The sequence below is a fragment of the Mastigocoleus testarum BC008 genome (assembly GCF_001456025.1).
Classification (GTDB): Bacteria; Cyanobacteriota; Cyanobacteriia; order Cyanobacteriales; family Nostocaceae; genus Mastigocoleus; species Mastigocoleus testarum.
Window position 1 is genome coordinate 79757 of record NZ_LMTZ01000101.1, and the last position, 23152, is coordinate 102908.

Sequence of the window (23152 nt, forward strand, 5' to 3'; positions counted from 1 at the left end):
GTCATTTGATGAAATTTGCGATTCCTAGACTATAAAAGCTCAAGTAAACTTCACAAAAAAGTACTGTAAATGGAAAAGGAAAATAATTTAATTAATAGCTTTAATGACAAAGATGAAGTTGCTATCATCGGTATGGCAGGTCGTTTCCCTGATGCCAATAACGTCGATACCTTTTGGCAAAACCTGCAAAATGGTGTAGAATCAATTTCTTTTTTCACTGATAAAGAATTATTATCCACAGGACTAGACCCGAAACTATTGAGCGACCATCAATATGTGAAGGCTGGTACTGTATTAGAAGATATAGAACTATTTGATGCTTCATTTTTCGGTTTCACTCCCAGAGATGCAGAAATTACAGACCCGCAACACCGTATTTTCATAGAATGTGTTTGGGAAGCTTTAGAAAATGCTGGTTATGATTCGGAAGCTTACCCTGGTCAAATAGGTCTTTTTGCTGGTACTACTGTTAGTAATTATTTATTATCAAATTTATATCCCAATCAGGATTTTATAAAATCAGCCGATACGTTCCAAATTTTTATTGGCAATGATAAAGACCATTTACCTACACAAATTTCTTATAAATTAAATCTTAAAGGACCAAGTATAAATGTTCAGACCACCTGTTCTACATCATTGGTTGCGGTCCACTTAGCCTGTCAAAGCTTATTAAATGGCGAAAGTGATATTGCACTTGCGGGTGGTGTTTCGATACAAGTTCCACAAAAAACTGGTTATTTGTATCAAGAAGGAAGTATTAATTCTCCTGACGGACATTGTCGAGCCTTTGATGCTCAAGCTCAAGGAACTGTTTTCGGTAGCGGTTCGGGTGTTGTGGTCTTGAAGCGATTGGAGGACGCTGTTGTTGATGGCGATCGCATTCATGCGGTAATCAAAGCTTCGGCTATCAATAATGATGGTTCTTTGAAGGTTGGGTATACAGCTCCCAGTGTTGATGGTCAAAGAGAGGTAATTTTAGAAGCCCTAGCTTTAGCTGGAGTTGAACCAGAAACTATCAATTATATTGAAGCACATGGAACAGGAACCCCTTTGGGAGACCCGATTGAAATCACAGCTCTTACACAAGCGTTCCGTGCAAGTACAGATAAAAAAGGCTTTTGCGCGATCGGGTCAGTCAAAACCAATATTGGGCATTTGAATACAGCAGCAGGGGTAACAGGATTAATTAAAACTGTACTAGCACTCAAAAATAGGCAAATACCTCCGAGTTTGCACTTTCAAAAACCAAATCCTCAGATAGATTTCGCTAATAGTCCCTTCTACGTTAATAATAAGTTATCAGAGTGGAAAACTAACGATACACCCCGCAGAGCAGGTGTAAGTTCTTTTGGCATTGGTGGGACTAATGCCCATGTCATCTTAGAAGAAGCTCCAATCATTGAAGCTTCTAGTCTTTCCCGTCCTTACCAATTATTATTACTCTCAGCCAAAACCAGCACAGCTTTAGACACTGTAACACTACAACTGGGCAATTATTTAGAGCAAAACCCCAATATTGCCCTACCTGATGTAGCTTATACCTTACAAGTGGGTCGCCGAAACTTTGGGTATCGTCGCGTGGTAATTTGCCAAGAGTTAGATGATGCGGTGAAATCGCTTCACAGCCAAGACCCACAAACTATTTTGATTTCCTACCGTAAGCCAGTTCACTGTCAAGTTATCTTCATGTTTTCGGGACAAGGGTCACAATATGCAAACATGGGGAGAGAACTGTATGAAGTAGAACCAACATTTAAAACACATGTAGATATCTGCGCTGAGATTTTGCAACCCCACATCAGTCTTGATATCCGTTCTTTACTTTACCCCGAAAAAGAAGAGATTGAAACTGCTTCAAAGCAATTACAACAAACATCTTTTACCCAACCTGCCTTATTTGTTACAGAATATGCTTTGGCTCAGTTATTCTTATCTTGGGGAGTGCGTCCAGAGGCGACGATCGGTCATAGTATCGGGGAATATGTCGCCGCAACAATTGCAGGTGTATTTTCTTTAGAAGATGCCCTAAAAATTGTGGCAAAAAGGGGACAGCTGATGCAACAAGTACCCACGGGAAGTATGCTGGCAGTTAAGCTTCCAGAAAAAGATGTGCGGTTGCTCTTAGATGCACAGATTTTACATAAAAAGCATCTACAAATTGCAGTAATCAACAGCCCCGAATCCTGTGTAGTTTCAGGAACAAGCGACGCGATCGCAGCCCTGCAGAAACAGTTATTGTCTAAAGAAGTTGAATGTCGGCTATTACATACATCTCATGCTTTCCATTCTCAGATGATGGAACCGATTTTGTCAGCATTTACTGAGGTTGTCAAAACAGTTAAACTCAATCCTCCGCATATACGCTTTATTTCTAACGTAACTGGTAATTGGATTACTGAAGAACAAGCTACAAATCCAGATTACTGGTGCCGACATTTACGACAAACTGTGAGGTTCTCGGATGGTATATCCCAATTGATACAACAGTTTGAAGGTGTTTTCCTAGAGATAGGACCGGGACGAACTCTAAGCACATTAACGAGACAGCATTTAGAGATAAATACTGAGCAGCAGGTATTAACTTCATTACGCCATGTAAAAGAGCAACAATCTGATGTTAGCTTTCTATTACAAACATTAGGTAGACTGTGGCTTAGGGGTGTAGAAATAGATTGGTCGGAGTTTTATACTCACGAGCATCGTCATCGTTTGCCTTTACCAACTTACCCCTTCGAACGACAAAGGTACTGGGTTGATGCGAAATCCTCATCTTCTTCTATAAGTAAAAAACTAACAACATTAGATAATAAACAAGATATTGCTGACTGGTTTTATATACCTTCATGGAAACGTTCTTTATTGCCTAATTTATACTCTACTCAAATAGAATCTACACAAGAAACATGGCTATTTTTTGTCGATGATTTAGGAATCGGCGAGCAATTAATTAACGTATTTAAAAACCAAAATAAAAATGTAATAGCTGTAAAAAAAGGAGAACGGTTTAGCAAATTAGGTGAAGATATCTATACGATTAATCCATTTGCAACTGAAGACTATGATATCTTACTTAAGGAATTAGTATCATCAGACCAAAAACTCGAAACTATTGGTTATTTTTGGAGCTTAAGTCCTCATAAAACAAATCAATTAGAAAATTATCTAGATTATCTAGAATTTAACAGCTTATTATTCTTAGCGCAAAGCCTTAGTAAGTTAAAAATGAGTGATAGCTTACAACTTTGGGTCATATCAAACAACATCCAAGATGTTAATGGTAATGAAAAACTCGATCCTGAGAAAGCAGCAATATTAGGCTTATGTAAAGTAATTCCGCAAGAATATCCCAATATTAGCTGTCGATGTATTGATATTGCTTTAAGTAATAATATAGACGCAAATAAGGCAGAAGAAAGAGAAGAAAATTATGAATATGAAAGTCATATTGTTGAAACACTTTTGGATGAGTTAACCTCTGTATCCTCAGATAATGTAATTGCTTATCGCGATCGCTACCGTTGGGTACAAACATTTGAACCAGTTCACCTGGAGTCAGTAGCTGAAGACAAAATGCCTTTAAGAAAACAAGGTACTTACCTGTTTACTGGTGGATTCGAAAGTATTGAAGTTGTGGTTGCAGAGTACTTTGCAAAAAATTTCCAAGCAAAACTCATATTTATTGAGGATTCTGCATTCCCAGAAAAAGATGATTTCTCACAATGGCTTGAAACTCATGCTCAAGATGATGAAGTGAGTTGCAAAATCCAACGATTGCTAGCATTGGAAAATAATGGTGCAAAAATTTTAGTATTGCGTGCAGATAAAACTAATTATGAGCAAATGTATCAAAGCCTTGCATCTGAAAATATTGGACAGATTAACGGAGTAATTTGTTCAACTGGAATAAAGCGCGAACATATATTTGCTTCCATTCCAGAAGTTACAAAAATCGAACTAGAAAATATATTAAAATCGCAACATCGTAAAATTTCAGTACTGGAACAAGTATTAGAGAATATAAACTTAGATTTTTGTATAGTTTTTTCTTCTTTATCTTCTATTTTAGGAGGATTTGGGTTAGGTTTGTATTCAGCAAGCAATCAATTCATAGATACTTCTATTAACAGACACAACCGGAATAATTGCCTACCTTGGTACATTATAAATTGGGATAAATTACAACTGAATGCGAACCAGGAACAAATAACCCTTGAGCAAGTATCTGGGTCAGAATTAGCTATTACCCCAACAGAAACTATAAAAGTATTTAAACGAGTATTTTCTTTAAAATCAGGTACTCAAATTATTCTTTCAACAGTAGATATTAATCTCAGAAAAAACCAGATATTCAACGGAGATAAGAAGGAAAATTCAAAATCTACTAATCAATTAAATTCATTTTCACGTTATTCTCGACCTAGCCTTATTAATTCTTACGTTGCTCCGACAAATGATTTGGAAAAACAAATTACGGAAATATGGCAAGAAGTACTTGGAATTTCAGAAATTGGTATTTACGACAACTTCTATGAGTTAGGAGGAGATTCCCTCAGTGCAACTCAATTAGTTTCTCGATTGCGAACAAAATTTCCTGTGGATTTACCACTGCGCGAACTTTTATCATCAGCAATGATACCAGCGAAACAAGCAGAAATGCTTGAGCAAATCCTGTTATCAAAAATTGAAGAATTATCTGAGGAAGAAGTAGCGCTTCTATTAACTAATTCATAATTAATAATTCATAACTCATAATTCATAACTCATAAACAACTATTAGCTATGAATAAAAAATACTCTAATTTATCACCAGCCAAAAAAGCCCTTTTAGAAAAATGGAAGGGAGGAAAGCTTCAAGCTGATATTATTCCCAAGCGTCAGGACTGTGAAAATATTCCTTTATCTTTTTCCCAGCAAAGATTGTGGTTTATTGACCAGCTTTATCACGGGAGTCCTTTCTATAATATTCCTATTGCTTTTCATATACAAGGACATCTTAATATTGCAGAACTTGAGCAAAGCTTGAACGAAATTCTCAAGCGTCATGAAATTTTGCGGACAAATTTTACCCTTGTAAATGGAGAACCAGTACAAGAAATTGCTCCTGAATTAAATTGGGATTTATCTGTTATTAACCTTGAAAATTTGTCTGGTAAAGATTGGAAATCGGAGGTTAAACAATTTGCAGCAGAGTCAGCCAAAAAACCTTTTAATCTAGCTAAAGAACTGCTAGTTAGGGCTACTTTACTACGATTGAGTCAAGAAGAACAGGTTTTGCTCGTGACTATGCACCACATTATCACCGATGGATGGTCTTGGGGTGTGTTTCTGCACGAACTGTCAACGCTGTATGCTGCTTTCTCTACAAATCAACCTTCCCCCTTACCCGAACTCCCAATTCAGTATGCAGATTTTGCAGTTTGGCAGCGCGATCGCATCCAGGGTGAACTTCTCACAACCCAATTAAATTATTGGAAGCAACAACTTAAGGGTGAGTTACCCGTACTTCAGTTACCTACAGACTGTCCACGACCTAATGCTACTAGTTTCAGTGGTGCCAAGCAATACTTAAAGTTCTCAGCATCCCTGACTAATGCACTCAGACAATTAAGTCAGCGAGAAGATAGCACTCTTTTTATGAGTTTGCTGGCAGCATTTAACATATTGCTATACCGCTACACAGATCAAGAAGACATCTCGATCGGTTCTCCAATTGCTAACCGCAACCGCGCAGAGTTGGAAGGAATGTTGGGTTTATTTGTTAATACTTTGGTATTACGTAATGACCTCAGTGGTAATCCTAGTTTCTGCGAACTTTTACATCGAGTACGTGAGGTGACTCTCGATGCTTATGCACATCAGGATTTGCCTTTTGAGATGCTTGTAGAAGAATTACAACCCGAACGGGACTTGAGCAGAAACCCACTTTATGAGGTTATGTTTGTATTGCAAAATACTCCAACTTCCGTGCATGAAGTCTCTGAATTAACCTTGCGTACTTTGGAGTTTGATAGCGGTACAGCTCAATTAGATATTTTCCTGTCCATGTCTGAATCCGAAGAGGGATTAACAGGTTGTTTGGAGTACAATACGGATATTTTTGATTCAACAACAATAACCCAATTTATCAGTAATTTCCAAACTTTATTAGAAAATATAGTTGTAAATCCACAACAGCGTCTGAGTGAATTGTCACTATTAACTGCTACCGAGCAAGAACAACTATTATTTAAGTTGAATCAAACTCGTGCAGATTATCCTCAAGACGCAACTCTACATCAATTATTTGAGCAGCAAGTCGAGCAAACTCCTGACTCTTTAGCATTAGTTAGCGAATCTGAGGAATTAACTTATCGTCAGCTTAACCATAGAATTAATCAACTTGTACATTACTTACAAAAACAGGGAGTAACGAAAGAAACACTGGTTGCTCTATGTCTGGAACGCGACCTAGATATGGTAGTGGGAATTTTAGCTATTCTGAAAGCTGGTGGTGCATATATTCCCCTTGACCCCAGTTATCCAGTGGAACGTTTAAATTTCATGCTTGCTGATTCCCAAGCATCATTGTTAATTACCAAGGAAGAGATATTAGGAAAACTATCGTTATCTTCAGCTAAAACTATTTGCTTAGATGTTCACAAAGACGAAATTGCTGAGGAAAGTTCAGAAAACCCCATTAACATCTCTTCATCTGATAATCTTGCCTATATTATCTACACTTCTGGTTCCACTGGAACACCTAAAGGCGTTCTTGGCACTCATGGCGGTACAGTAAACGGCTTACACTGGTTATGGAAGACATATCCTTTTACCCAAGGAGAAGTTTGTTGTCAGAAAACAGCTATTAGCTTTGTAGATTCAGTTTGGGAAATTTTTGCTCCTTTACTTCAAGGAGTTCCTACAGTAATCATCAGCAATGCAACTATACTAGACTCGCAATTATTTATAGAAACTCTAGCCGATCGCAAAGTTACTCGTATTGTACTTGTACCTTCATTACTGCGCTTACTTCTTGACAACTACAGCCATATTATTAAAAAATTATCCCAACTAAAACTTTGGATAACTAGTGGAGAAGCACTATCTGTTGATTTAGTTAGAACTTTCCAAGAACTGATACCAGAAGCAAAACTCATCAACCTTTACGGTTCATCGGAAGTTTCCGCTAACGCTACTTACTACGACACCAGTTTATTACCAAATCAAGCGCACAGTGTTCCAATCGGTCGTCCGATTGATAATACTCAAATTTATGTATTAAATCGAGATTTACAACCAACACCTGTGGGGATAGTTGGTGAGCTTTATGTTGGTGGTGATGGGTTAGCAAAGGGTTATTTACATCGTCCAGAATTAACTCAGGAAAGATTTATCAGTAACCCCTTTATTACAGGAAATAAAATTTATAAAACAGGCGATTTGGTTAGATATCTTAAAGATGGAAATATTGAATACCTGGGTCGCAGTGATGAACAAATAAAAATCAGAGGTTTTCGAGTAGAATTAGGTGAAATTGCTACAGTGATTACACAGCATCAAGATGTGCAAGAATCGGTTGTAATTGCCAGAAATGATAATCAAGAAAATCAGTGTTTGATTGCTTATATTTTAACAGAGAATAAAGATATAGCTACACAACTGTTGCCCTATTTGCAACAGAAATTGCCAAATTATATGCTACCGTTTGCTTTTGTTGTACTGGATGCTCTTCCACTGACACCTAATGGTAAAGTAGACAAACGTGCGCTACCAAATAATGGAATTATTCGACAAAACACTAATAAATCATTTGTTGCTCCCCGAAATTTTACGGAATTAGCTTTAGTAAAAATTTGGGGAAATCTTCTCAATACTAGTCTGATCGGAGTGACAGACAACTTTTTTGACTTGGGCGGTCACTCCTTTTTAGCTGTCCGGTTAATCGCTCAAATTCAAGACAGATTTAGGCATAATCTTCCACTATCTACTCTTTTTGAAAATCCCACAATTGAAGAACTAGCAATCATTGTTAGTCAGCCATTCCGCCAAAATTCTGCTTCTCATCTAGTAGCAATAAACTCTTCTGGTTCCAAGATACCTTTCTTCTGTATACATGGTGCTGGTGGAGGTATTAGTAAATACTTTAATTTATCCAGAAGACTTGGTGAAGATTATCCATTTTATGCTTTAGAAGATAATGTAGAACAAGACAAACCAGAAATTACTTCAGTAGAAGAGACAGCAACTCGCTACTTACAAGAAATCCGTAAAGTACAACCAAATGGTCCTTATCTTTTAGGGGGTCATTGTTACGGTGGTGTACTTGCTTTTGAAATGGCACAGCAACTACAAAAGCAGGGTCAAACTGTAGGTTTAGTAGTTGTTATCGATGCCATATTACCAGAACAAAGCATTGAAACTACAAATGATGACGATGCGAAATTCTTGCTCCGCATAGCTGAATCAATAAAAACTGATAGTAATATAGACTTCTCAGTACCTTTTGAAGAACTTCGAGATTTACCATTAACTGAACAACTTAATTTAATTAATAAAAAGGCAAATTTCATCTTCAGTGATGCCGAGATTCAAGATTTTCTCCGTTATTACAAACTTTTCAAAGCTCATGTTCAAGCGATGCGAAATTATGCTCCCCAGGTTTATCCTCATTCCATAACTCTATTTCGAGCGTCGGAGGAAATAGTTCATGACTTTGATAATCCAGAATGGTACACTAACGACTCCTTACTAGGCTGGGGTAAATGTTGCAATCAACCAATTCAACTTATTGATGTCCCTGGAGACCATTTCTCGATTTTCGTTGAACCTCATATTCAAGAACTAGCTAAAAAACTGAGAATTTGTATTGATAACGCTGTTTGCAATTTAAATAAATAATGGGAGTAAAAATGCTTAAGAAACTACCCCCAGGACCCAAAACTCCTTCTTGGTTGATAGCTCTACAATTCAATGCTGACCCCTTTGGCTATATGGATGCTATTTCCAAACGTTATGGTGATATCATTACTTTAATGTTTGGTTCTATACCAACAGTTTATGTGAGTAATCCTTTAGGAATAAAGGAGATTTTTACAAACTCCAAAGAAATTTCAGCTAGTGGCAAATTAAACCGGGGTTTCGCCTTGATGACGGGAAAACAAGGAGTCCTTCAACTTGATGGAATACGCCACAAACATCGACGCAAGCTTTTAATGCCTGCTTTTCACGGTGCGCGGATGCAAGCCCACGGGCAACGAATTTGTGACATTACACATAAGGTTATCCAGCAGCAAGCAATTGGTAAGCCTTTTATTGGCTATCCAAAAATGGAAGATATCACTGTGCGGGTAAGCATAGAAGTTGTGATGGGATTGTCTGAAGGAGATCGCTACAACAGACTCAAGCAACTGCTTTCTTTGGCTTTGAAACAGATGTTATCTCCATCGCTAAAGATTGCTCAAAATCTGCCTTTTGGTGGACGAAATTTTGGTCGATGGAGCCCAAAAGGATACTTACTTTACCTGCGCCGAGAACTTTTTGATTTGCTCTATACCGAAGTTCAAGAGCGTCGCCAGCAAACACAAAACTTAGGAACTGATATTCTCTCGGAGCTATTATTGGCAAAGGATGAATTAGGTAATTCTTTAACCGATGAAGAAGTGCGAGACTTATTAATTTCACCTCTGTTTGCAGCCCAGGATGCTTCCTCAACAGCACTTGCTTGGTCTTTATACTGGATTCACCGTTTCCCTCATGTTCGCGATCGCCTACTTTCCGAAATCGATAGTCTTGGTGAAAACCAAGATCCCATGAGCATTTTTGCACTACCGTATTTAAGTGCTGTTTGTAACGAAGCTTTGCGAATTTACCCAACTCAGTTATTTACATTTCCTAGATTAGTAGAATCGACCGTTAAGATTATGGGTTACGAGTTAAACCCCGGTACAATACTTATTGGTAATATTTACTCAACACATCAGCATGAAGATTTGTATCCAGAGCCAAAAGAATTTCAGCCAGAACGCTTTTTGAAAAAACAATATTCTCCCTACGAATTTCTACCCTTTGGTGGTGGTTCTCGCATGTGTATTGGCGGAACTTTTGCCCTATTTGAAATGAAACTAGTATTAGCAACTATTCTTTCACGTTATGAATTAGAGCTAGTCAGTAATCGCCCAGAACGTCCTAAATTTGGAGGTCTAATTTCTTACCCTGCTAGCGGTGTGAGGGTGCTCATACGTGGACTGCGTCAACGTAAAGGACAGTCACAAGCATCGATTGTTGGCTCAGTTTAACTCCTATCTATCATTAACGTTTATCAGAAAATACTAATGAAACTACCTAATGGACCAAAAATTTCTCCCAGATTGCTCAATCATCAATTTAAGACTAACCCGCTTGGCTTCATGGACGCTATGGGCGATCGCTATGGTGATATTTTCACCATTATGACCGATTCTGCTCCTCTAGTAATAATTAGCAACCCAGAAGGAATGAAGCAAATTTTTTCCAATGCCAAAGAGATTACAGCTTCTGGGAAGTTGAATCAACATTCGGCATCAATAGTTGGAAGTAACGGGTTGCTCGCATTAGATGGGTTACGCCATAGAAATCGTCGTAAGTTGTTGATGTCACCTATGAGCGAAACTCGGACACAAGCGTACGGACAGCGTATCTGTAGAGTAACAGAAAAAGTCATGAATCAATTGACCATAGGTAAATCTTTTCTTGCTTACCCAATAATGCAAAAGATTACCTTAGAAGTAGTTTTACCAGCATTGTTTGGTTTGCACGAGGGAGAGCGTTACGAACGATTTCAACAACTGTTTTCTAATTTGATTAGTTATGCTAGATCTCGTTGGCTAAATATATCTCTTTCCTATCCAGTTCTAAAAAAAGATTTGGGTCGCTGGAGTCCTTGGGGATATTGGCTTCATCTACAAAGACAATTTGACAAACTACTCCACGCAGAAATAGAAACACGTCGTCAAAAATTAGACTCTTTTAGTACTGACGTATTGTCAAAATTGATGTTTGCTTGTGATGAAACAGGTCAACCAATGACCTACGAATATATACGAGATTTGTTTCCATCATTACTATTTGGCGGTCAAGATGCGTCAGCAACTGCTATAAGTTGGTCTTTGTACTGGATTCATAGTACGCCTGGTGTTCGCGATCGCGTTTTAGAAGAACTGGATAGCCTTGGTGAGTCTCCAGAGCCTGAAGATATTATCACATTACCCTACCTGAGTGCGGTTTGTAACGAATCTCTACGGATTTATCCAACCCAGGTTGTTACATTTCCACGACTTGTAGAATCATCAATTGAAATAATGGGTTATAAATTGGAGCCAGGTACAGTAGTAAGAGGGTGTATATATTTAACTCATCAACGAGAGGACTTATATCCACAACCGCAACAATTCAAACCAGAGCGCTTTTTAGAAAAACAATATTCTCCCTATGAATTTCTACCATTTGGCGGTGGTGTTCGTCGTTGTCCGGGTGAGCTATTAGCACTTTTTGAAATGAAACTAGTATTAGCGACTATTCTCTCACGCTATCAATTAGCTTTAGCACATCAAAAAGTAGAAAAACCATTAGCCAGAGGTGTTAACTATCCTCCTGCTAGTGGCTTGAAAATGTTAATGCTTGGTCAGCGAGCGCCTACGCCAAGAGCGACTGCAACAGTTTGAGTTTAGTTCTACTTAGCACAAAGAACCAGAAGTTTGACTAAGCTTATCCTACTTACTTAGTATCAGGCTGAATAAATTTTACTGTTAAACCATTTTAATGGATTTTAACCATAAGACCAAAATTGGGTTTATGGCTGGTAATACTTAAGTTAAGCAAATTCACAAATATGCAAACCCAACAAAACAATCAACTTTTTCTCACAGATTGTCGTTTTTGCTCTTTAGTTTCTAAAGCTAATAAAGAAGACCCAATTGGCACAGCAGGCAATTACGATCATTGGCTGATTATCGAAATTCCAAAACCTTGGCCGCAAGAAATCTTTGAGAAAAATCCAACTATCAAATCATTGATGGGTTTATTCCAAGAGTTAGTTTTTCAGCATGGGATTAAGTTAAAACCAATACTAATTGCTCCCGACCGCGAATATTCTTATCCTGGTTTTACCCGCCTGTTTTACTACTATCGTCCTGCAAAGCTATTTTCTCAGTTTGAGAAACAGGAGTTTATTGTTCCAGAAAGCAAAGCAGCAGGTTTGGTAAGAGCAATATTCAAACATTTAATGCAACAACCCAATGATTTATCAGAATTTGTGCAATATCAAAAACAAACGAGTCATATTCGTGAACTCATGGTTTGCACACATACTCAAGTAGATCTTGCCTGTGGCAGATTTGGGACTCCTATATATCGACAATTACGTACAGAATATGCTTCTAAGGAAAACTTAAGAGTATGGCAAACAACTCACTTTGGTGGTCATCAGTTTGCTCCTACATTAATTGATTTACCTCAAGGATGCTTGTGGGGACATCTTGAGCCAGATGTATTGGATTTGTTGGTACACCGAAATGGTTCAGTTTCACGTTTATGTGAATACTATCGAGGATGGACAGGTTTAAAGAAATTTGAACAAATTGCCGAGCGCGAAATTTGGATGCAGTCTAGGTGGAACTGGCTTAACTACTTAAAAGCAGGCAAGATACTTGCGGTGGAAGAAGTAGCTGAAGGTCAGAAGGCTGACTGGGCAGAAGTTCGGATTGATTTTGCTGCAACCGATGGTAGTACAAAAGGTGCCTATGAAGCCAGAATTGAAGCTTGTGGTGAGGCTATGACTGCATTAAACTCAGCCAAAAAAATGGAATTAAAAACAGTGAAGCAGTATCGCGTTAGTTCTTTGGTTAAGGTTGATTAAACAGTAATAGTTGAGAAAAAATGACTTCACAAAAGCAATCTCAAATCACAAACGAAATTCTTCAAGGTAATCTGGTTAAACTAATGTTCAAGTTATCCTTTCCCGGCATTGTGGGAATGTTGCTAATAGGCTTGAACACTTTCATTGATGCTTTATTTGCAGGGCGACTCATCGGTGAAACTGCTTTGGCTGCTATATCTCTTGCTCTACCACTTACGTCTATTGCCATTGGATGTGCCATGTCGATCGGAGTCGGTTGTGCTTCAATTCTCAGTCGAGCCATTGGTGCAGAAAACACCAAAATTCAGTCCAAAATATTTAGTACTTTAATAATTCTTAGTATAATTGTCTCTTCTTTAATTACGATATTAGCATACATTTTTGGCAAACAATTAATTGCATTTATGGGAGGAGAAGGTGAAGTTGCTTCTTATGGAATAGACTATTTTAAAACTTATATGTTGGGTTCAACATTTTTGATTATAGCAGTCTCTTCTAGCCAGCTTATCAAAGCAGAAGGTAAAATTAGACTAGCAAGCCTGTTTACTAGCATTTATGTCGTAACTAATATTATTTTAAATCCTATATTTGTAATTATTTTTGATTGGGGGCTTCAGGGAATAGCTTTTGCTACAGTTATTTCTGCAGTAGTTTATTCCACTATAAATTGTATATATTTTATATCTGCTAAAATTTTTCTTCCTGTTAATTGTAAAAAGTTAAATATTAAACTAGATCTGATAGCCTTAGATTTACTACCTGCAATATTATCAATAGCTTTAGTGACTATGATTTCACAAGTTACAGGTATACTTGAAAACGTAGTCTTGTTTAAATCAATAGCTTACTATGGAACGGATAGTGACATTGCCTTTGGTGGAGCAACTATCAGATTATATTCTTTAATGATCTCTCCTTTTTATGGGTTAGCGCAAGCCCTACAACCAGTTGTTGGCATGAATCATGGAGCAAATAATTATCAAAGACTCAAGAACGCATATTTGACTTTTGTAATAGGTGGAACTATTTTTTTAATCTTAATATGGATACCTCTACAGCTATTTCCAAGAATCTTTATTAGCTGGTTAATACCAGATTTTAATTTTACTTATAACAATTTACTTAACTTTCATATTGTTACCTTTTTACTGCCATTAATTTCCTTTGTGTCATGTAGTATTCAATTCTTTAAAGCTATAGGTAATGCGAAAATTGCAGGAGTCATTACATTGATGAGACAAATCATTTTATTTTTACCAATATTATTAATTTTACCAATATTTTTTGGAGTGAGTGGGATCTATTATGGTTACGCTTCTGTAGATTTACTATTTACTTTAATTGTTGCTTTATTTACGTGGATAGAGTTTAGAAAAATTTACTTTAGAAGTATATCAAAGAGATAAAACATATAATATTATGACCAGCATATCTCATTAATTAAACTTCCTGAAAAAATGATAAATTAAAATGAGGTAATATTATGGCAACGATGGGAAAATACTGTAAAGCATACTCAGTTAAAAATTTACGTCAATTTAACCAATGGGCTGAGAATTTCGAAAATATAAGGAAAGAAAAGCAAGAAATGGATGGCAAGAAAGTTGAAGTCAAGAGGATAATTACTGATGATGACTTTCTTTATGTTCAAGAAAACTATGTAGTTACAGATGGTATTTTCAAAGATGAAAATATAATCTTTGACAATGTAACTCCCGAATGGATAGATTTTTGTAAAAACACACTTTTGTTTGAAGTTCCAGTTTACGAACCTGTGAAGGTAGAAAAATCATCTGGGATTCGAGACAACGCTAATTCGTAAATATTTAAATCAAATGACCATTATTAATTGACTGGAGAAACAAATGTATCAAGATGAAAAAGAAGATAAAACAATTTATAAAGTCGTAGTTAATCACGAAGAGCAATACTCTATTTGGCCTATTGATAAAGATAATGCTCTTGGTTGGAAAGATGCGGGCAAAAGCGGTCTTAAGCAAGAATGTCTTGAATACATTAAAGAAGTTTGGACTGATATGAGACCTCTTAGTCTCAGACAGAAAATGGACGAAGCTACTAGTAAAACCTAATTGCTTTATTAGGATTAACTTTGAAAGCAGTTAATTCCCATAGTTTGTATTTTCGCTCTTTAGTGATAAATCCCACATACTTATGCTTCGCAAAAGAAATCGGAATCGAATTTTATCGTGTGTACTCAGTTTGTTGCTTGTATTAATTTTAGGATCTCAAACTCTAGGCTCCCCAGCACAAAATACTGAAATATTGTGGGATACCTACGGCATACCGCATATTTATGGGAAGGATACCACAGGTGCATTCCGCGCTTTTGGATGGGCACAAATGCAAAGTCATGGGAACTTACTTTTGCGTCTTTACGGACAAGCGAGAGGACGTGCTGCAGAATATTGGGGAGAGGAATATATAGACTCAGACCGTTGGGTATTGACAATGGGAGTACCCGAACGCGCTCGCTCTTGGTATGAAGCACAGAATTCATCTTTCCGCAGTTACTTAGATGCCTTCGCAGAAGGTATCAATACTTACGCGAAAGAAAATCCGGATGCAATTGATGATGAGGTTGAAGTTGTCTTACCGGTTAAAGGGGAAGACATACTTTCTCATCTACAAAGAGTACTCAATTTTTCATTTGTAGTTAGCCCACAGCGAGTTGCAGGTATTAGTACCCCAGAATCAAAAGCAGGTTCTAACGGGTGGGCGATCGCACCGAAACGATCAGCATCTGGTAATGCGATGCTGCTTGCAAATCCGCACCTTCCCTGGTCGGATTTTTATTTATGGTACGAGGCTCAAATCACTGCACCTGGAATTGATGCTTATGGAGCATCACTTGTCGGAATTCCCGTTTTAACAATTGCTTTCAATGAGAACTTGGGTTGGACTCATACCGTCAACACTTATGATGGATGGGATGCTTACCAACTAGAACTAGTTGATGATGGCTATCGTTTTGATGACAAAGTTCGTCCCTTTGAAACGAAGAATATTTCCTTGAAAGTAAGACAAAAAGACGGGACTTTGCGCGAAGAACCACTAATAGTGAAAAGTTCTGTTCATGGACCTGTTGTTTCAGAAAAAGAAGGACAAGCCACTGCGCTGCGTGTTGTCGGTCTCGAGCAACCAGGAGTATTGGAACAATGGTGGGATATGGCGCGATCGCAAAATCTGGCAGCGTTTGAAAAAGCGCTTCAGCGTTTGCAATTACCGATGTTCACGGTGATGTATGCTGATCGTGAGGGGCATATTATGCACCTATTTAACGGACAAGTTCCAGTACGCGAACAAGGAGATTTTCAATATTGGCGAGGTATTATTCCTGGAAACACATCAAAAACCTTATGGACAAAAATTCATCCCTATCAGGATTTACCTCGTGTTATTGACCCGCCAAGTGGTTGGTTACAAAATGCCAACGATCCACCTTGGACCACAACCTTTCCGGTTGCGATCGAATCAGATAAATATCCGTCTTATATGGCACCGCGTTTCATGGATTTCCGAGCGCAGAGTTCGGCAAGAATGTTGGATGAAGATGAAAAAATCACATTAGACGAAATGATTGAATATAAGCATTCAACACGTATGGAATTTGCGGACCGGATTCTGGATGATTTAATTCCAGCTGCGCGGAAATATGGTGGCGAATTGGCACAACGAGCAGCAACCATCTTAGAAAAGTGGGACAGACAAGCGAATACAGATAGTCGGGGAGCAGTATTATTTGCAGCTTGGGCACAAGAGTTAGATTTGGATAAGGCGTTTAGTCAACCTTGGAGTGAAGATTCACCCCGGAATACACCCGATGGATTAGCAAATCCTCAAGATGCAGTGAAGTTACTGGAAACAGTAGCACAAAAAGTAGAGAAAGCCTATGGAAAATTAGATGTTGCTTGGGGAGAGGTTTTCCGCTTGAAATATGGAAATGTGGACTTACCAGGTAATGGTGGGGATGGAGACTTAGGAATTTTCCGAGTTATCAATTTTGCTCCTTCGGAAGATGGTAAATTTCAACCTGTAGCAGGTGACTCTTATGTTGCTGCAATTGAGTTTTCCAAACCAGTAAAGGCTATGGCGGTGATGAGTTATGGAAATGCGTCTCAACCAGATTCGACTCATCAGACCGATCAATTGGAGTTGGTGGCGAAGAAACAGTTACGCCCAGTTTGGCATATTAGGGAAGATGTTGAAGCTCATTTAGAGAGCCGTCAAGTTTTTAGCCGCATGGGGAAATAGTATAGACAAAATGTGCAAAAAAGATAGAATAAATCGGTTGTGGCTCTTGTTTAAGCAAGCTTTAACTATTTAACCCTATACAAGAGTTTGGGCAAATCTTGCCACAATCCTAATTTTTGATTGATATGAGATATTGGCGATCGCACGATTATGCATAAGTGGCGATAAACGTCTCAGAGGAGTTCCGCGTCCACGTGAGGGGCACCGGAGGTGTTTGTTGACGCGCTTACAGCGAACACGGAGTGCGTCAACAAACGCTGCTAAGCGCGGCTCAGTGGTAATCAGCGATCGCTACTTTTAATATTATTGAGGTTATCTTGATGTCGGTGACGCTCGCTATTTTAAATTCAAAATCTAACTTGTCAGGCTTAATTTATGGGGAATTGGAATATTAGTATTTAAGTCTGACGTAAAATTTTCTTTTTGGACTTCCCAGGCTAAAGTACTGTGAATGATTTTATCTAAATTGTTAAACTTTGGTTTCCAACCCAATACATCGTGAATTTTATCTGCATTGGCGATCGCACAAGCAGGATCTCCAGGACGACGCTGAGTTTCAATTACAGGAAAATCTTTTCCAGAGATTGTTTTTACTTTTTCTATTACTTGTCGGACACTGTATCCTTGTCCGTAGCCACAATTTAAAACTTGACTTTCTCCACCTTGCTCTAAATAACGTAACGCGTCCAAATGTGCTGTAGCCAAATCTTCTACGTGAATATAGTCTCGAACACCAGTACCATCTGCTGTTGGAAAATCATTTCCAAAAATTTGTAAGTTAGATCTGCGATCTAAAACTGCATCACAAGCAAGTTTAATTAAATGGGTTGCATTTTTTGAGAACTGTCCTAGTTTACCACTAGAGTCAGCACCCGCAACATTAAAATATCGGAGAATCACATAGCGCAGAGATGATGATACCCCACAATCACGAATCAACCATTCACTCATTAATTTTGAGCGTCCGTAGGGATTAATTGGTAAAGTCAAGGCTGATTCTGTAATCGGATTTTCTTTGGGCTCTCCATATACTGCTGCTGTACTGGAAAAAACAAGTTGATTGACACCCATATTTTGGCAGCAGCGCAGTAAATTTAGAGTATTACGGGTGTTGTTTGTATAGTAATCCAGAGGATATTTAACTGACTCTGGAACAATTAAACTTGCTGCAAAATGTAATACCGTACTGAACTGATGTTGAGCAAATACTTGGTAAAGGCGCTCTAGATTTCCTAAATCTCCAACAACTAATTTACCCTGTGTTATGGCTTGGGGCGAACCTGTAGAAAAATTATCGTAAATCACTACATCGTATCCGGCTTCTCCTAACTGACGAATTACATGGGAGCCTATGTAGCCTGCTCCACCTGTAACTAATACTTTGTGTTTATGAGTCATCTATCTTCCTTTACCTAGTAAAACTACGCGGATAGTCTTGAAGAAAATGGCAATATCTAAGAATAAGGAATAATTTTTGATGTAATAGAGGTCATAGGATAGTTTTTCATAAGCATCTTCGACGGATGCACCGTAGGGATACATCACTTGAGCCCAACCCGTAATACCAGGTTTTACTAAATAACGCACGTCATAGTAGGGAATTTCTTGTTTGAGTTTAGTATCAAATTCTGGTCGTTCTGGACGAGGACCAATCAAACTCATTTCTCCCTTAAGTACATTCCAAATTTGAGGTAATTCGTCAATTCGCAGAATCCTTATCCAGTAACCAACTCTAGTGATGCGGGGGTCACGTTTGCTAGCCCATTGAGCGCCTCTTTTCTCCGCATCTTGATACATCGAACGAAATTTATGAACTTTAAATGGCTGACAGTTTATTCCTGTGCGAGACTGGCTGTAAAAAACTGGACCTGGACTGTCTAGCTTGATTAGTAATGCAACTAACAGCATTAATGGTGACAAAATCAGCAGTAGTATTCCAGCAACAAATTTATCTAGAAATTTTTTCAGCTTTAACTGTAGAGGACTATTGACAAGATTAAAACCCTGACTAAAAGCAAACCATGTATCCTGTAAAAAGGATGATGGTAATTTATACCATGAAGCTTCACAGAACTCCGGTAATCTGTAAACTGGGCTTCCTTGTAGTCGGGCTTCCATCACATGTTTGACTAATTCGTCAGATAATTTGATTTCACTACCAACAATTACACCTGACCAATGCTGTTTACTCCAAAAATGTAATTGAGAAAGATTATTAACATGCAAACGTTTGCCCTGTGATTGGGAAATACTTTCTTTATTGATAGCTTCTTTCTTATCTTCAACCAGAATTACTAACTTTCCAAAAGGATTTTTTTGGAGAAAAGTTTTGACAAACTCAACTGTGTGATCGCCCGCACCTAGAATTAACCAGCGAGTTTGTTCGGTACGCGATCGCATCCACGCTACAGTTGTCATTCTCGTACTGATAGACCAAAGGGTAAATAATCCTAGACTTGGTAACCAAACATTCTTTGTCAGGAGGACACTTTTTTCCCATACTCCAGATAAATAGATAGTAGCTGCAATAATTGCAGCTAAAACAAGATGACATATAATAATTCGTGCTGGAGTCCGCAAACCTGCGATTTGCGAGTCTGGATTATATGTATTGGCTAAATACATTCCGGTGATAATTAACAAAATAAATCCAGTTAGAATTGGATCTAATAAATTAATTGACTCTCCTAAAGTTAACCAGAGGGTAATATTTAGACAAATCAATAACCCGAGAATATCTCCTAACAAAAGTAAAATTGGTATTTTACGGAGCACCTTCAAGATATTTGTATTTTGCTTATTACTATCTAGATTAAAGTCTGAATAAATTTGTTGCATTAGTATTTATTGGTATGATTTTTTGTTAGCTGCTAAACAGAAAGTAATGAAAATTGTGAGCTTTCGATTCGATTAAATTAGATGAGAAAATTATCTATTTACTAACTTTACGGAATTAATAAATACTTTCTGAATGAATTAAAATAATATAATAACTTGTATATTTCAGAGCTTATTGTAATTAGTCGAAAATAAAAAAGCATGTCAATAAATAACATTTAGCTAGTATTTACTAGAGAAGTAAGTATTAATATATAAGGGATAACATTTGATAGAATATATATAAAATATTTATATGCTTAATACTGATATATAGTGAATTAATTAGAAATACATATTTATGAATTGAATTTTATTGTTGTATGTATTAGCGGCTTTGGCTAATTATTTTTATTGCTTATGGGTAGTTTTCCTGAAAAAAGCTATTTGTATTCAATAAGAAATTTAATATCTCTTTAAACTTGAAATTTTATAGTTGTCTTAAATTCTTTTTAGAGTATTTAGCCTAGGTTATAGTGGTTTTCATTTGAATAAAATACACTTTACACTTCCATAGCTTAGAGACTTACTATAGTAAGTCTCTACAAGGTGTAATGCACTCAACCGGAAACTACTATATTTTTTATGAAAATAATTAATGTAAGCTTTAAATTTTGAAATTACGTCATAGTAATCAGATAATATTTCCTATTCCCCATGTCTTATATTTATTGAAATTATTTTTGTAATATTTGCTTAAAAAACGGCAAAAATGTATTTTTCTCAACTTTAAATTGCTCTGGTTAATTGGCTATTCTATATTGGATTAAAATTTCACTCATTTCTAAACCATAAATCATATCCATTTTCAATATTTGAAAATCGCCCGTGATGATTTAGATACAAATTTACAGAAAATCGCTGTCACAAGAGACTTCAGTAAAAAAATGACATCTTCACCTCAAGTTGAACGAGAAGATACGGACTATATCGATCTAGAACAATACTGGCTGATTCTCAAAAGACGTTGGGTTCCTGCAAGTGTTGTTGCTGGTTCTGTTGTGGGACTTGCAGCATTAGTTACGTTCATGCAAAAGCCTATTTATGAGGCAAAAGCTGAGCTATTGTTTAATAAGCAGAGTAATGTTTCTTCTCTGACGGGCTTGAGTGGAGCAGTGGGAGAACTCAGTGGAATTACAAATTTGAGCAATCCTTTGGAAACAGAAGCAAAAGTAATTCGTTCCAACCCTATTATCCAAAAAACTATTGATAAATTTAACCTTAGAGATGATGATAACGAACCGATATCAATAGAAGATTTTTTGAAACAACTCAAGGTAAAAAGTGCAAAGGGTACAGATGTTTTAGAAATTTCCTATAAAGGTACCGATCCCCAACAGGCTGCAGCTATTGTTAATTCTTTAATGCAGGATTATATTGATAATAATATTCGTGTTAATACAGCTGAGGCAAGGGCTGCGAGGGAATTCCTTAATAACCAATTACCCGAAGTTGAAAGTAGAGTAGTCAAAGCAGAAGCTGAGCTACGTAAGTTTAAGGAAGAAAATAAAGTAGTAGCTTTGAAGGAAGAAGCACAATTTGGAGTAGAGGGTCTCAAAGATTCATTGCAAGAATTAAACCAAGCTGAAGCAAAGTTAGCTGCAGCAAATGAACGTTCCCAAGCTTTACAGCGCGAGTTAGATATAGAAAAACAAAAAGCTGTGGAACTTTCGGAATTGAGTCAATCTCCAGCTGTACAGCAAGCACTTCAAGAATATCAGAAGGTACAAGATCGGTTAGCTGTAGCCCGAACTCGCTTAACGAATCAACACCCAACGGTCATCGACCTATCTAACAAGGAACGGGCTTTAAGAAATCAATTGGAAAAACGGGTAGGTCAAGTTGTAAATAATAATAGTAATGATAGTTCCATCACAGAAGATAACTTGCAGGTTGGAGAAATTAAGCAAACTTTGACTTCTGAGTTGCTCAAGTCAGAAGTAGAAAGATTAGCTGTAGCCAAACAAGTTGGAGTTTTGAGAAAAGCATTTGCTCTGCAGCAAGCACGTTTAACTGTCTTACCAAAATTAGAACAGCAGCAAAGACAGGTAGAACGCAAATTGCAAATCGCACAATTAACCTATCAAAACCTCTTGAAGAAACTTCAGGAAGTTCAAGTAATAGAAAATCAAAATATTGGTAATGCCAGAATTATATCTGAGGCATTAGTTCCCGATAAAAAAATATCTCCTCGTATAGCACTTAACTTGTTGTTGGGTGGGTTTTTAGGTATTCTTCTCGGTGCAGGGACAGCATTGATCTTAGAAACAATGGATAAGTCTCTGAAAACAGTAGACCAAGCCAAGCGACTTTTGAATTATCCTGTACTGGGCACTATTCCACAATTTGAAGGTAAAGGGTTTGACGGTAATCCTGAACTACCTACACTGAATAACCCTTATTCAGTAGAAAGTTCAGCCTTTGAAATGCTACAAACAAATTTGAGTTTTACTAGTTCTGATAAGACTCTCAAAGTTCTAATGGTGACTAGTTCTGTTCCTGGTGAGGGTAAATCTCTTGTCTCTGCAAATTTAGCAGTAACAATATCCCAATTTGGTCAACGAGTATTGTTAATCGATGGAGATATGCGCCGTCCTCGTCAGCACAAGCTCTGGAAGATACATAGCTTTTCTGGACTGAGTAATCTACTTGTAGGTAAAGCAGAATTACAAAATTCGATTCAAAAACCTTTAGCAACTTTAGATTTATTACCTGCAGGTAAAATTCCTCCAAATCCAGGAGCATTGGTAGACTCTCAGAGTATGGTTTCCTTATTGGAAGAGGCTAAAAAGGAATATGATTTTATTATTATTGATACTCCTCCTCTGACGGCTGCTGCAGATTCCCTTATATTTAGCAAATTAGTGGATGGGACATTATTGGTAGTTCGTCCAGGAATTGCTACTTCAGATGCAGTTAGTGCAGCGAAGAATCAGTTAGAGCAGTCTGGTCAAAGAGTTTTAGGGATGGCGCTTAATGGTATTAATCGTGATAGTCAGTATGGTGGCTATTATGGACAGAGCTATTACGGAAATAATATAAAGGAGAAGGTATCAGTTTGATTTTTTACTTGAAAAACAGAATGTATATTTCCCGAAAAATCTAGAGAGGTAACAGTGCTACCTCTCT

At 37.4% G+C, this 23152-nt stretch carries 12 protein-coding genes; 10 read left to right on the plus strand and 2 right to left on the minus strand.

Annotated features, from left to right (window positions below; genetic code table 11):
- The first annotated feature begins 69 nt into the window (after nucleotides 1-69).
- The 9 genes from BC008_RS23540 to BC008_RS23580 all read left to right on the plus strand — a co-directional run bounded on the left by BC008_RS23540 (nucleotide 70) and on the right by BC008_RS23580 (nucleotide 17146).
- Nucleotides 70-4734, plus strand: coding sequence for a type I polyketide synthase (locus tag BC008_RS23540; protein WP_058183915.1), 4665 nt, complete (start codon nucleotides 70-72; stop codon nucleotides 4732-4734).
- A gap of 48 nt (nucleotides 4735-4782) precedes the next feature.
- A complete protein-coding gene (locus BC008_RS23545; RefSeq protein WP_027841528.1) occupies nucleotides 4783-8880 on the plus strand; it encodes a non-ribosomal peptide synthetase in 4098 nt (1365 codons plus the stop codon).
- A gap of 11 nt (nucleotides 8881-8891) precedes the next feature.
- Nucleotides 8892-10277, plus strand: a complete 1386-nt coding sequence (locus BC008_RS23550; protein ID WP_036264805.1) for a cytochrome P450 — start codon at nucleotides 8892-8894, stop codon at nucleotides 10275-10277.
- 36 nt (nucleotides 10278-10313) lie between these two features.
- A complete protein-coding gene (locus tag BC008_RS23555) occupies nucleotides 10314-11681 on the plus strand; it encodes a cytochrome P450 (RefSeq protein ID WP_027841530.1) in 1368 nt (455 codons plus the stop codon).
- A gap of 167 nt (nucleotides 11682-11848) precedes the next feature.
- On the plus strand, nucleotides 11849-12874 hold the full coding sequence (locus BC008_RS23560) for a sucrase ferredoxin (RefSeq protein ID WP_027841531.1): 1026 nt from the start codon (nucleotides 11849-11851) through the stop codon (nucleotides 12872-12874).
- A gap of 20 nt (nucleotides 12875-12894) precedes the next feature.
- On the plus strand, nucleotides 12895-14280 hold the full coding sequence (locus tag BC008_RS23565) for an MATE family efflux transporter (protein WP_027841532.1): 1386 nt from the start codon (nucleotides 12895-12897) through the stop codon (nucleotides 14278-14280).
- Nucleotides 14281-14357: 77 nt separating this feature from the next.
- Nucleotides 14358-14696, plus strand: coding sequence for a hypothetical protein (locus BC008_RS23570; RefSeq protein ID WP_027841533.1), 339 nt, complete (start codon nucleotides 14358-14360; stop codon nucleotides 14694-14696).
- A gap of 43 nt (nucleotides 14697-14739) precedes the next feature.
- Entirely contained in the window at nucleotides 14740-14964 is a 225-nt protein-coding gene (locus BC008_RS23575) for an MbtH family protein (protein ID WP_027841534.1), read from the plus strand.
- A gap of 82 nt (nucleotides 14965-15046) precedes the next feature.
- Nucleotides 15047-17146, plus strand: coding sequence for an acylase (locus BC008_RS23580; RefSeq protein ID WP_036264801.1), 2100 nt, complete (start codon nucleotides 15047-15049; stop codon nucleotides 17144-17146).
- Between the two features lie 354 nt (nucleotides 17147-17500).
- Here the strand turns inward: BC008_RS23580 and galE are convergent, their stop codons facing one another.
- Together galE and BC008_RS23590 are read right to left on the minus strand one after the other, a co-directional pair.
- Nucleotides 17501-18544 (minus strand): UDP-glucose 4-epimerase GalE, encoded by a 1044-nt coding sequence (gene galE, locus BC008_RS23585; RefSeq protein ID WP_058183916.1) that lies wholly within the window; start codon nucleotides 18542-18544, stop codon nucleotides 17501-17503.
- Nucleotides 18545-19984, minus strand: coding sequence for a sugar transferase (locus tag BC008_RS23590; protein ID WP_027841536.1), 1440 nt, complete (start codon nucleotides 19982-19984; stop codon nucleotides 18545-18547). It abuts the gene before it with no gap.
- A gap of 854 nt (nucleotides 19985-20838) precedes the next feature.
- Here BC008_RS23590 and BC008_RS23595 point away from each other — a divergent pair.
- Nucleotides 20839-23085, plus strand: a complete 2247-nt coding sequence (locus BC008_RS23595; RefSeq protein WP_235595919.1) for a GumC family protein — start codon at nucleotides 20839-20841, stop codon at nucleotides 23083-23085.
- Nucleotides 23086-23152: the final 67 nt, after the last annotated feature.

What these genes read in the sequence shown, in the direction of transcription:
- BC008_RS23555 (WP_027841530.1), top strand. Translation starts at nt 10,314, where the DNA reads ATGAAACTACCTAATGGACCAAAAATTTCTCCCAGATTGCTCAATCAT.
- galE (WP_058183916.1), bottom strand. Translation starts at nt 18,544, where the DNA reads ATGACTCATAAACACAAAGTATTAGTTACAGGTGGAGCAGGCTACATA.
- BC008_RS23565 (WP_027841532.1), top strand. Translation starts at nt 12,895, where the DNA reads ATGACTTCACAAAAGCAATCTCAAATCACAAACGAAATTCTTCAAGGT.
- BC008_RS23550 (WP_036264805.1), top strand. Translation starts at nt 8,892, where the DNA reads ATGCTTAAGAAACTACCCCCAGGACCCAAAACTCCTTCTTGGTTGATA.
- BC008_RS23540 (WP_058183915.1), top strand. Translation starts at nt 70, where the DNA reads ATGGAAAAGGAAAATAATTTAATTAATAGCTTTAATGACAAAGATGAA.
- BC008_RS23560 (WP_027841531.1), top strand. Translation starts at nt 11,849, where the DNA reads ATGCAAACCCAACAAAACAATCAACTTTTTCTCACAGATTGTCGTTTT.
- BC008_RS23570 (WP_027841533.1), top strand. Translation starts at nt 14,358, where the DNA reads ATGGCAACGATGGGAAAATACTGTAAAGCATACTCAGTTAAAAATTTA.
- BC008_RS23580 (WP_036264801.1), top strand. Translation starts at nt 15,047, where the DNA reads ATGCTTCGCAAAAGAAATCGGAATCGAATTTTATCGTGTGTACTCAGT.
- BC008_RS23590 (WP_027841536.1), bottom strand. Translation starts at nt 19,984, where the DNA reads ATGCAACAAATTTATTCAGACTTTAATCTAGATAGTAATAAGCAAAAT.
- BC008_RS23575 (WP_027841534.1), top strand. Translation starts at nt 14,740, where the DNA reads ATGTATCAAGATGAAAAAGAAGATAAAACAATTTATAAAGTCGTAGTT.
- BC008_RS23545 (WP_027841528.1), top strand. Translation starts at nt 4,783, where the DNA reads ATGAATAAAAAATACTCTAATTTATCACCAGCCAAAAAAGCCCTTTTA.